Genomic DNA, 10,646 nt, shown 5'->3' on the forward strand with positions numbered 1-10,646 from the left:
GGTGACGGTCGCAGCCCTGCCGGAGGTCCTCGCCGGCCTCCACGTCGTCGCCGTCCCCATGCGGGTCCCCTTCCGGGGGGTCCTCGTCCGCGAGGCGGCGCTCCTGCGGGGACCCCGCGGGTGGGGGGAGTTCGCGCCCTTCCTCGAGTACGGGCCGGCCGAGGCGGCGCGCTGGCTGGCCGCCGGGATCGAGGCCGCGTGGACGGGATGGCCGGAGCCGCTGCGCGACAGCGTGCCCGTCAACGCCACCGTCCCCGCCGTCGCGCCCGACGAGGTGGCCGGGGTCCTCGCGCGCTTCCCGGGCTGCACGACCGCGAAGGTCAAGGTCGCCGAACGCGGCCAGCCGTCCGCCGCCGACGTCGACCGGGTCGCCGCCGTACGGTCCGTGCTCGGGCGCAGCGGCCGCGTCCGGGTCGACGCCAACGGGGGCTGGGGGGTCGAGGAGGCCGCGCAGGTCCTCGGCCGGCTGGCCCGGTACGACCTCGAGTACGCGGAGCAGCCGTGCGCCACGGTCGAGGAGCTGCGCGACCTGCGGCTCCTGCTCGGCCGCCGCGGGCTCGACGTCCCGGTCGCGGCCGACGAGTCCATCCGCAAGGCGTCCGACCCGCTGCGCGTGCGCGACCTCGAGGCCGCGGACGTCGTCGTCGTCAAGGTGGCGCCGCTCGGTGGCGTGCGGCAGGCGCTCGAGGTCGTCGAGGCCTGCGGGCTGCCCGCGGTCGTGTCGTCCGCGCTCGACACGAGCGTCGGGATGGCCGCCGGCGTGGCGCTCGCCGCGGCCCTCCCCGAGCTGCCGTTCGCGTGCGGGCTCGGCACGGTGGCGCTGCTCGCCGGCGACGTGACGACCGAGCCGATGAGGCCCGCCGACGGCGCGCTGCCGGTGCGCCGCGTCGCCGCCGACCCGGGGCTGCTCGAGCGATGGGCGGCGCCCCCGGAACGGACCGACTGGTGGCGCGAGCGCATCGCGGCCGCCCACGACCAGCTGACGGGAGCACCCGCATGACCGGAGCCACCACGAACGACGAGGTCCCCGGCGGCGCGGCCGTCCGGTGGGTCTGGCTCTTTCTCGACACCCCCGTGGCCGACGCCGAGCGGTCCTGGGCCTTCTGGTCCGAGGTGACCGGGCAGGAGGTCGTCGACCGCCGCGGCGAGCGTGACGAGTTCGCCACCCTCGCACCGCCGCAGGGAGACCCGTGGCTCAAGCTGCAGGCCGTCGGCTCCGGTCGCGGGGGAGTGCACCTCGACCTCGACGTCGAGGACGTGCACCTCGCCGCCGCGCGGGCCGAGGCGCTCGGGGCCACGCGCGTGGGCGCCATCGGCGACACCGTCGTCGTCCTGCGCTCGCCCGGAGGGTTCGTCCACTGCCTCACGACGTGGGACGGTCGGGCCGGCCGTCGGGGCCAGCCACGCGACGGGCTGACCAGCATCCTCGACCAGTGCTGCCTCGACGTGCCGCGCTCGCGGTGGGAGGCGGAGAACACGTACTGGCAGAGGCTGACCGGATGGGCCTGGCGGGCCTCCGACGAGCCCGGGTACGCGTCGGTCAGCGCCGGCGCCGCGATGCCGGTGCGCATCCTCCTGCAGACCCTCGGCGAGGAGGACGGCGAGGTGCGCGGGCACGTCGACCTCGCGTGCGCGGACCGGGCCACGGACACCGCGCGGCACGTCGCCGCCGGCGCCGTGGTGCTCGAGGAGCGCTCGTTCTGGACGGTGCTGCTCGACCCGGTCGGCCGCGTGCACTGCCTCACCGACCGCCCGCCGAGCCCGGCGCGCTGACGTCCGCGCCGGTCCTGCCGGCCGCGCTCAGCGCTCGAGCGGCAGCCCGAGCAGCGCGTTCTCGACGACCTCGGCGAGGGCGGGATGGATCCAGTACTGCCCGCGCGCGACGTCGTGCACGTGCTGGCCGAAGCTCGCCGCCTGGACGAGGGGCTGGACGATGCTCGACGCCTGCGGCCCGACCATGTGCGCCGCGAGGAGGCGGCCGTCCGGGGTCGCGTGGAGGGTCAGGACCCCGGTGGTGTCCTCGAGCGCCCAGCCGTAGGCGACGTCGCCGACCTTCTGCGTGTACGTGACGAACTCGGTGCCGTCGGACTCCAGCTGCGCCGCCGTCGGGCCGAACGAGGCGACCTGCGGGTGGCCGAAGACGGCGTGGGGCACCGGCCGGTCGTCGGCCTCGTGCGGCGGGCCGTCGAGCCGGCCGAGGTCGACCGCGAGGTTGTGCGCGACGATCCGCGCCTCCCCGTTGGCGACGTGCTTCAGCTGGTGCTCGGAGCTGATGTCACCGAGCGCCCAGACGCGCGGGACGCTCGTGCGCCCCTGCCGGTCGACGACGAGCCGCCCGTCGGGGTGGGTGTCGAGCCCGCCCGTGGCGGCATCGAGGAGGTCGCTGTTCGGACGGCGGCCGACGGCGAGGAGCACGACCTCGGCCTCGACGTGCGCGGCGCCCTCCGGCCCCTCGGTGCCCAGCCGCCAGACGCCCGAGACGTGCTCGGCGCTCGTGACGGTCGTCGACAGGCGCACGTCGTAGCGCGAGCGCGCGACCTCGGTGTAGCGCTCGGAGACCTCGAACTCCTCGGCCATGAGCAGCCGGCCCGAGCGCTGCACCTGCGTCACGTGGACGCCGAGCGCCGAGAAGACGTGGGCCATCTCGCAGGCCACGAAGCCGCCGCCGACGACGGCCATCCGTGCGGGCAGGGCGTCCAGGCGCATGACGGTGTCGGAGGTGTGCACGCCGTTCGCGGGGTCGGCGCCGGTCAGGCCGTCGAGGGCGAGGCCGACGGGCCGGCTGCCGGCGGCGACGACGACGCGCTCGGCGGTGACCTCCTCGCCGGAGTCGAGGACGAGGGTCCGGGGGCCGGTGAAGCGTGCCCGGGAGCGGTAGAGGGTGACGTGCTCCTGGCCGGCGCGGTAGTCCTCACCGCCGTGCGAGATCGGGTCGATCCGGCCGAAGACGCGGTCGCGGATGGCCGGCCAGTCGACCTGCGGCCGGTCGAAGGTGACGCCGAGCCGGTGGGCGTCCTCGGCCTCGACGACGCGGTCGGCGGGCAGGACGAACATCTTCGTGGGGATGCAGCCGACGTTGAGGCAGGTCCCCCCGAAGGTCCCCTTCTCGACGATCGCGACGTCGAGGCCCTCGAGCTCCGGGGTGAGGAGCGAGTTGCCCGAGCCGCTGCCGATGATCACGAGGTCGTGGTGGGGCATGGCGCCACGCTACGTGGTGCCGGTCGTCCACAGGGCGGCGGTGGGCGGCCTCTCGTCCACAGACCGCGCGCCGGTGCTGGTGCGGGCACGGGCCCGTGGGGTGGGGTCGGGGCAGGCGAGACGGGAGGAGGCCGCGGTGGACGTGGCGGAGGTGGAGGCGCTGGCCCGGCGGGTCGAGGAGGCGGTCGAGGTCGTCGGGCTGCGCGCGGGCGCCCTGGCGCGGTCGTCCGGCGAGTGGTGGGAGGGCCCGGCGGCGGACGCCCTGCGCGCGTCGGTGGACACGCGTCGCACCCGGCTGGTGGCCCTCGCCGACGAGCTCGCGTGGCTGGCACGCTCGCTGCGCGCGCTCGCGTCGGCGCTGCGGGCCTCGGCGGACGACGGGCTGGGGAGGGCCTCGTGACGCGGGTGGCCGTGCGGTCCGAGGCCCTGCTGGCCTGGGCCGGTGCGCTGGCCTCGACCGCCGAGGTCCTGCGCGACGAGGGGTCGGCCGTCGCCGGTGGGGCGGCCCGGCTGGCGACCAGCCTGGGCCGGGGCGGGCTGCCCGGGGTCGGCGTGCTCGGCGCGTGGATCGGGGTCGAGGCGGACGCCGCGCGGGTGGCGGGTCCGGCCGGCCTGTGGGGCGAGGCGCTCGCGCTCGACGCCCTGGCGGTCCGGCTGCGGCTGGCGGCCGTGGCGTACGCCGGGGCCGAGGACCTCGCGGCGGCGGCGCTCGCGGGGGTGCGTTCCGGGGTCGCACGGGGCGCCTCGGTCGGGTGGTTCGACGAGACCGGCGCCCGGGTGGTGGTCGAGCAGGTGCCGCCGCGGTGGCCGCCCCGCACGCTCGCCGCCCCCGGCGACCTCGTGGCGCTCGGCGACGGGCTCGCAGGGGGGCGGGTGCGGGTCGTCGAGGTCGCGGCCCCGGGCGGCGGGTCGGCCTGGGTCGTCGTCGTGCCGGGCACGCAGTCGTGGTCCCCGCGGGCCGGGCCGCAGCCGTTCGACCTGACGACCGACCTCGCGGCGGTCACCGGCGACGCGACGGTCGCCGGGGCCGGCGTCGTGGCCGCGCTCGACGCGGCCCGCGCGGCGTCCGCCCGCCGCCGGGCGCTGCCGCCGGGTGCGCTCGCGACCGAGCCGGTGATCCTCGTCGGGCACAGCCAGGGTGGGTTGCACGCCGCGTCCCTCGCGGCCGACGACGGCTTCCGGCGCGGGCACCGGGTCACCCACGTCCTGACCACCGGCGCACCCATCGGGCTCGTGGAGATACCGGACGACGTGCGCGTCCTGTCCGTCGAGCACGCCGACGACCCGGTGCCGACGCTCGACCTCGCCCCCAACCCGGCGCGTGCGTCCTGGCTCACGCTGCGGGTCGGCGCCGGCCCGCCGGTCGACGTGGCCCGCCACGGCCTCGAGGGCTACGAGCGCACGGTGAGAGCGGCGGCCGGAGCGCCCCTCGGCACCGTGCCGGGCCTGCGCGCGTGGCAGGCGTCCGCGGGGTCCGTGCTCGGGCGGCCGGTGCTCGGGGTCAGCGAGGTCGTCGTCACGCGCGGGGCCCGGACACCGCCCGGGGCCGGCTGGCAGAATCGCGGCCCGTGACCCCCTCCACCGCGCTCGCCACCGTGCTCGTCGACGAGCTCGTGCGCGGCGGGGTCCGCGACGCCGTCCTCGCTCCGGGCTCGCGCTCGGCCCCGCTCGCCTACGCGCTGCTCGCGGCCGACCGGGCGGGTCGGCTGCGGCTGCACGTGCGGGTCGACGAGCGGTCGGCGGGCTTCCTCGCGCTGGGGCTCGCGAAGGGCTCCGGCCGCCCGGTGCTCGTCGTCACGACCTCCGGCACCGCGGTGGCGAACCTCCACCCGGCCGTCCTCGAGGCCTCCCACACCGGCGTGCCCCTCGTCGTCGTGTCGGCCGACCGCCCGCACGAGCTGCGGGGGAGCGGCGCGAACCAGACGACCCGCCAGCCGGGCATGCTCGCCGGTGCCGTCCGCTGGGAGGCCGACGTGCCCGCCCCCGACGCCGTCCCGGTGGACGGCGACGGCCGGGGCGCCTGGTGGCGGGCCACGGTCTGCCGGGCGCTCGCCGCGGCGCAGGGCTCGACCGGCGGCGAGCCGGGGCCGGTCCACCTCGACGTCGCCTTCCGCGACCCGCTCGCGCCCGGGGCCGGAGGGCCCGAGCCGCTGCCGGAGCACCTCACCGGGCGGCCGGACGACGGGCCGTGGACCGCGGTGCGGCCCGCGGTCGCCACGGCGCCGGCAGGGAGCATCGAGCACGTCGAGCGCACCCTCGTCGTGGTCGGCGACCTGCCGGGGGGCGGTGGCGACGAGGCCGTCGCCTGGGCGGCGTCGCGCGGGTACCCGGTCGTCGCGGAACCGTTCGCCGGTCCGTCCGCGCGGGCGGCCACGCTGCCGCACGGGCCCCTCCTGCTCACCGCCACCGGGTGGGTCGACGCGCACCTGCCCGAGCGCGTCCTCGTCGTCGGACGGATCACCCTCGCCCGGCCGGTGGCGGCCGTGCTCCGCCGGCCGGGGGTGCGGGTCGAGGTCGTCACCGGGGCGACCACGTGGCCCGACCCCTCGCACGTGGCGGCGGTGGTCCATCCCCTGGCGGCCCTGCACGCGGACGCGGGTGCCGACCCCGTCGCCCCCGGCGACTGGGCGCGGTCGTGGCACGAGGCCGGCCGGCGGCTCGCCGAGGCGGTCGCCGCGCAGGGCCTGCCCTGGCCGAGCGGCCTCGCGGTCGCGGCGGTGGTCCACGACGCCCTCCCCGCCGCCGGGGTCCTCGTCCTCGGCTCGTCCAACCCGGTGCGCGACCTCGACCTCGCGACGGCCGGTCGCACCGGTGACCCGCACGTCGGCGTCCGGGTCCACGCCAACCGCGGGCTGGCGGGCATCGACGGCGTCGTCTCGACGGCCGTGGGCGTCGCCCTCGGGACCGGCCGCCCGACCCACGCGTTGCTCGGGGACCTGACCTTCCTCCACGACGCCAACGGGTTGCTGGTCGGACCCCACGAGCCGCGCCCCGACCTCACGCTCGTCGTCGTCAACGACGACGGCGGCGGCATCTTCACCACCCTCGAGCACGGGGCACCCGAGCGTGCGGACTCGTTCGAGCGCGTCTTCGGGACGCCGACCGGTACCGACCTCGCCGCCGTGTGCCGGGCGCACGTGGTCGCCCACGAGCGCGTCGCCGACCGCGAGGCGCTCGCCGCCGCCGTCGCCCGCCGCCCCGACGGGCTGCGCGTCGTCGAGGTCCGCCTCGACCGCTCGACCCATCGCGACGCGCACGCCGCGCTCCGGGCGCTCGCCGCCCGCACCCTCGACAGCTGACCGGGGGCCGATTCGGCCACGGCGCCCGCGGTTGCGAGAATCGACCCGTGCCGACCACCCCCACCCGTACCGACGTCCTCGTCGTCGGCGCCGGCCCCGCGGGCGCCTCCGCCGCGGCCTGGGCCGCGCGCGCCGGCCGTGACGTCGTGCTCGCCGACGCCGCCACCTTCCCGCGTGACAAGACCTGCGGCGACGGGCTGACCCCGCGCGCGGTCGCCGAGCTCGACCGGCTCGGCCTCGGCGACTGGGTGCGCTCGCACACCGTCAACCAGGGCCTGCGCGCGCACGGCTTCGGCCAGACGCTGCACCTCCCCTGGCCGGGGGGCACGCTGCCGTCGCACGGCTCGGCCGTGCCGCGGACCGAGCTCGACGCCGGAATCCGCGAGGCCGCGCTCGACTCCGGCGCGACCGGCGTCGAGGGCGCCAAGGCGGTCGACGCCTCGCTCGAGGGCGGCCGCGTCCGGTCGGTCACCTTCCGCCGCGACGACGGCAGCACGCACGAGATCGAGTGCGAGCGCCTCGTCGTCGCCGACGGGGTGCGCTCGGGCCTGGGCAAGGTCCTCGGCCGCGAGTGGCACAAGGACACCGTCTACGCCGTCGCCGGCCGCTGCTACGTCGACTCCGACCGGGCCGACGACCCCTGGATCTCCAGCCACCTCGAGCTGCGCGGCGACGCCGGCGAGGCGCTGCCCGGCTACGGCTGGATCTTCCCGCTCGGCGGGGGGCAGGTGAACGTCGGCGTCGGCACGCTGGCCACGACCCGCCGCCCGGCGGAGGTCGCCATCAAGCCGCTCATGCGCCGGTACACCGACGAGCGCCGCGCCGACTTCGGGCTGACCGGCGAGCAGCGGATGCCGACGAGCGCGCTGCTGCCGATGGGCGGCGCCGTGTCGAACGTGGCCGGACCGAACTGGGCGCTCGTCGGCGACGCCGCCGCGTGCGTCAACCCGCTCAACGGCGAGGGCATCGACTACGGCCTCGAGACCGGCCGGCTCGCGGCGCTGCACCTCGACGACGACCTCGCGACCGTGTGGCCGGCGCTGCTGCGCGACCACTACGGCGAGGCGTTCTCCATCGCCCGGCGGATGGCGGCGATCTTCACGGTGCCGCGCACGCTCGCCGCCCTCGGCCCGGTCGGCATGCGCAGCGACTGGCTGATGACGCTCGCGCTGCGCTGGATGGGCAACCTCATCACGGACGAGGACCGCGACGCCTCCGCGCGCATCTGGCGCTGGGCCGGACGGCGCTCGGTCGCCGTCGACGCCCGCCCGCCCTTCACCTGACCGACCCCGACCCCGTGGCGTCGAGGGCGCAGGCGGTCGCCGGGGCTGCCGCTTCCGCACTCGACGCGAGACTCCGTTGAGTCGAGGGCGCAGGCGGTCGCCGGGGCCGCCGCTTCCGCACTCGACGCGAAGGGGCCGCGGTCAGGGGGCGTCGGCGGTGAGGGCGTCGCGCATCGGCACGAGCTTGGCCGAGGACTCGGCGAGCTCGTCGTCGGGGTCGGACCCCGCGACGATGCCGCAGCCGGCGAACAGCCGCATCCGCGAGGCGTCGTCGCGGTCCACCGCCCCGCACCGCAGGGCGATGCCCCACTCGCCGTCGCCGGCGGCGTCGATCCACCCGACCGGGCCGGCGTAGCGCCCGCGGTCCATGTGCTCGAGCTCGGTGATGACGTCGTCGGCGACGAGCCGCGGCGTGCCGCACACGGCCGCGGAGGGATGGAGCGAGGCTGCGAGGGTCAGCGACGAGGTGTCGTCGACGAGCACCCCGGCCACGTCGGTGGCCAGGTGCATGACGTTGGACAGGTGCAGGACGAAGGGCGCCTCGGGCACGTTCATCGACGAGCAGTGCGGCGCCAGCGCGTCGGCCACGGACCGCACCGCGTACTCGTGCTCCTCGAGGTCCTTCGACGAGCGGGCCAGCGACGCCGCGAGCGCGAGGTCGTGGGCGTCGTCCCCGGTCGGCCGGATGGTCCCCGCGAGCACCCGCGACGTCACGAGCCCCTTCTCGCGGCGCACGAGCAGCTCGGGCGTCGCGCCGACGAGGCCGTCGACCGCGAAGACCCACGTCGTGTCGTAGCGCTCCGCGAGCCGGTGCATCAGCCAGCGGACGTCGAGCGGCGAGCGGGTCGTCACGCCGAGGTCGCGGGCGAGCACGACCTTGTCGAGCTCGCCGGCGGTGATGCGCGCGACGGCGGTCGCGACGGCGGCGGACCAGTCGGCGGGGGAGAGCGCGCCGTCGGAGAAGGCGACGTCGACGGGGCGCGGGGGCGCCGGCTGCGGGGCGACCTCGGCCGCACCGGGGACGGCGGCGCCGGCGCTCATCGTCGTCAGCCAGGCGACGTCGCCGCGACGTCCGACGACGACCTCGGGGACGACGAGCGTGCCGCCCTCGGCCGACCCGGCCGCGTAGGCGACGGACCCGAAGGCCACCGGGCCGGTGCCGGGCAGGTCGACCTCGTCGCGCACGACGGCGCCGTCGACGAGCCCGCTCCACCAGCGCTCGAGCTCGCCGAACCGGTCGGGCCCGACGGCGACGTGCGACGCGGCGCGGCCCCACCCGACGAGGCCCTCGCCGCGGCGCACCCAAGAGCACGCGTCGGTCGGGCCGCCCGCCGGGAGGACGGCCAGCAGGTCCGCGGCGAGCGCGGCGTCCAGCGGCACGGTCCGGGCCACGAGGGGGGCCGCCGGGGCGTGCACCGCCGGTGCGGAGGGGGCCGGCCGGCCCGCGGGGAGCGAGGTCATCAGCAGACAACGATACGGCGCGGTGCGGGGCCCTCCGGCATCGGTGGGAGGATGGCCACCATGTCCCGCGCCTCCCTCGAGAAGGACCCCCGCGACGTCGCGTCGATGTTCGACGACGTCGCCGACCGCTACGACGTGACGAACGACGTCCTCTCCCTCGGCCAGGACCGGCTGTGGCGCCGGGCCGTCGTCGCCGCGTGCGACGCGAGGCCCGGCCAGCGCGTCCTCGACATCGCCGCCGGCACCGGCACGAGCAGCGAGCCGTTCGCCGACTCCGGCGTCGACGTCGTCCCGGCCGACTTCTCCCTCGGGATGCTCCGCGTCGGCCACCGGCGCCGCTCGGACCTCGGGTTCACCGCCGCCGACGCGATGCGCCTGCCCTTCGCCGACGACTCCTTCGACGTCGTGACGATGAGCTTCGGCCTGCGCAACGTCGCCGAGCCGTCCGTCGCCCTGCGCGAGTTCCTCCGGGTGACCAGGCCCGGAGGCCGCCTCGTGGTCTGCGAGTTCAGCAGCCCGACGAACAAGGCCTTCCGCCGCGTCTACTCGACCTACCTCATGGGCTCGCTGCCGCGGATCGCCCGCGCGGTCAGCTCCAACCCCGACTCCTACGTCTACCTCGCCGAGTCCATCCAGGCCTGGCCGGACCAGCGGGGTCTCGCCCGGCAGGTGGCGGACGCCGGCTGGGGGGCCGTCCAGTGGCGCGACCTGAGCGGTGGGATCGTCGCCCTGCACCGCGCGACCAAGCCGGTCGTCGAGGGTTAGGCATACCTCAGTTCGGGCGTCGCGAGGGGCGTCCTAGACTTCCGACCGTTCGTGAACACGTTCACAAGCATCCGAGGGACCTGTGACCTGCACTGACCGCGCGTCTCGACGCGCCGTGGCCGGGGGCGAGACGCCCCTGGGTGCGCCGTCGGTCATCGCCCCTAGGATGGCGGGGACGCCGTGTGCGGCCCCGGCGCCCGTCGACCACCCGTCGCACCCGAGCAGCGAAAGGGGAGTTCGCCCGCGATGAGCAACCCCTACGTCCCCCTCCTCATCCTCCTGGCGCTCGGCTTCGGCTTCGCGGCGCTGTCGGTGGGGACGAGCCTGGTCGTCGGACCGAAGCGCTACAACCGCGCCAAGCTCGAGGCCTACGAGTGCGGCATCCAGCCGACGCCCCGCGCCGCCGGCGGTGGGCGCGTGCCGATCAAGTACTTCCTGACCGCGATGCTCTTCATCATCTTCGACATCGAGTCGGTCTTCCTCTACCCGTTCGCCGTGGCCTTCGACCAGCTGGGCCTGTTCGCCCTCGTCGAGATGGTCCTGTTCATCATCACGGTGTTCGTCGCCTACGCCTACGTCTGGAAGCGGGGTGGGCTCGAGTGGGACTGAGCACCGCCCGCACAACCGTCAACACCGCCGA

The 10,646-nt window shown here is 76.8% G+C and carries 10 protein-coding genes; 8 read left to right on the forward strand and 2 right to left on the reverse strand.

Features of this window, described 5'->3' with window-relative positions:
- Position 1: 1 nt before the first annotated feature.
- Positions 2–1,000 (forward strand): o-succinylbenzoate synthase, encoded by a 999-nt coding sequence (locus tag J3473_RS07150; protein WP_207022484.1) that lies wholly within the window; start codon positions 2–4, stop codon positions 998–1,000.
- Positions 997–1,773 (forward strand): VOC family protein, encoded by a 777-nt coding sequence (locus tag J3473_RS07155; protein ID WP_207022485.1) that lies wholly within the window; start codon positions 997–999, stop codon positions 1,771–1,773. Before J3473_RS07150 ends, J3473_RS07155 begins: the two co-directional genes overlap by 4 nt.
- A gap of 27 nt (positions 1,774–1,800) precedes the next feature.
- On the opposite strand, the gene J3473_RS07160 is transcribed toward J3473_RS07155, so the two are convergent.
- The gene (locus J3473_RS07160) at positions 1,801–3,198 is read right to left on the reverse strand and encodes a mycothione reductase (protein ID WP_207022486.1); all 1,398 of its coding nucleotides are present in this window, start codon (positions 3,196–3,198) and stop codon (positions 1,801–1,803) included.
- A gap of 136 nt (positions 3,199–3,334) precedes the next feature.
- Here J3473_RS07160 and J3473_RS07165 point away from each other — a divergent pair, with 136 nt between their 5' ends.
- Genes J3473_RS07165 through J3473_RS07180 form a run of 4 tightly spaced genes read left to right on the forward strand, consistent with a single transcriptional unit; the run spans position 3,335 to position 7,780 of the window.
- The gene (locus tag J3473_RS07165; RefSeq protein WP_207022487.1) at positions 3,335–3,598 is read left to right on the forward strand and encodes a hypothetical protein; all 264 of its coding nucleotides are present in this window, start codon (positions 3,335–3,337) and stop codon (positions 3,596–3,598) included.
- Positions 3,595–4,770 carry a hypothetical protein gene (locus tag J3473_RS07170; protein WP_207022488.1) on the forward strand — a complete coding sequence of 392 codons (1,176 nt, stop codon included), beginning with the start codon at positions 3,595–3,597 and terminating at the stop codon, positions 4,768–4,770. Before J3473_RS07165 ends, J3473_RS07170 begins: the two co-directional genes overlap by 4 nt.
- On the forward strand, positions 4,767–6,497 hold the full coding sequence (menD, locus tag J3473_RS07175) for a 2-succinyl-5-enolpyruvyl-6-hydroxy-3-cyclohexene-1-carboxylic-acid synthase (RefSeq protein ID WP_242525734.1): 1,731 nt from the start codon (positions 4,767–4,769) through the stop codon (positions 6,495–6,497). Before J3473_RS07170 ends, menD begins: the two co-directional genes overlap by 4 nt.
- Positions 6,498–6,544: 47 nt before the next feature.
- Positions 6,545–7,780 (forward strand): geranylgeranyl reductase family protein, encoded by a 1,236-nt coding sequence (locus tag J3473_RS07180; RefSeq protein ID WP_207022489.1) that lies wholly within the window; start codon positions 6,545–6,547, stop codon positions 7,778–7,780.
- 141 nt (positions 7,781–7,921) lie between these two features.
- Here J3473_RS07180 and J3473_RS07185 read toward each other — a convergent pair whose 3' ends face one another.
- A complete protein-coding gene (locus tag J3473_RS07185) occupies positions 7,922–9,241 on the reverse strand; it encodes an isochorismate synthase MenF (RefSeq protein ID WP_207022490.1) in 1,320 nt (439 codons plus the stop codon).
- Positions 9,242–9,301: 60 nt separating this feature from the next.
- On the opposite strand from J3473_RS07185, the gene J3473_RS07190 reads away from it, so the two are divergent.
- Positions 9,302–10,006, forward strand: a complete 705-nt coding sequence (locus J3473_RS07190) for a demethylmenaquinone methyltransferase (RefSeq protein WP_207022491.1) — start codon at positions 9,302–9,304, stop codon at positions 10,004–10,006.
- A 246-nt stretch (positions 10,007–10,252) separates the two neighbouring features.
- The gene (locus tag J3473_RS07195; protein ID WP_030526704.1) at positions 10,253–10,615 is read left to right on the forward strand and encodes an NADH-quinone oxidoreductase subunit A; all 363 of its coding nucleotides are present in this window, start codon (positions 10,253–10,255) and stop codon (positions 10,613–10,615) included.
- Positions 10,616–10,646: the final 31 nt, after the last annotated feature.

Origin of the sequence: Phycicoccus sp. DTK01, assembly GCF_017312765.1 — a bacterium.
Taxonomy (GTDB): domain Bacteria; phylum Actinomycetota; class Actinomycetes; order Actinomycetales; family Dermatophilaceae; genus Phycicoccus; species Phycicoccus jejuensis.

Bases quoted from the DNA above. Each gene is read 5' to 3' on its own strand.
- J3473_RS07155 (WP_207022485.1), top strand. From the start codon at position 997: ATGACCGGAGCCACCACGAACGACGAGGTCCCCGGCGGCGCGGCCGTC.
- J3473_RS07190 (WP_207022491.1), top strand. From the start codon at position 9,302: ATGTCCCGCGCCTCCCTCGAGAAGGACCCCCGCGACGTCGCGTCGATG.
- J3473_RS07195 (WP_030526704.1), top strand. From the start codon at position 10,253: ATGAGCAACCCCTACGTCCCCCTCCTCATCCTCCTGGCGCTCGGCTTC.
- J3473_RS07185 (WP_207022490.1), bottom strand. From the start codon at position 9,241: ATGACCTCGCTCCCCGCGGGCCGGCCGGCCCCCTCCGCACCGGCGGTG.
- J3473_RS07160 (WP_207022486.1), bottom strand. From the start codon at position 3,198: ATGCCCCACCACGACCTCGTGATCATCGGCAGCGGCTCGGGCAACTCG.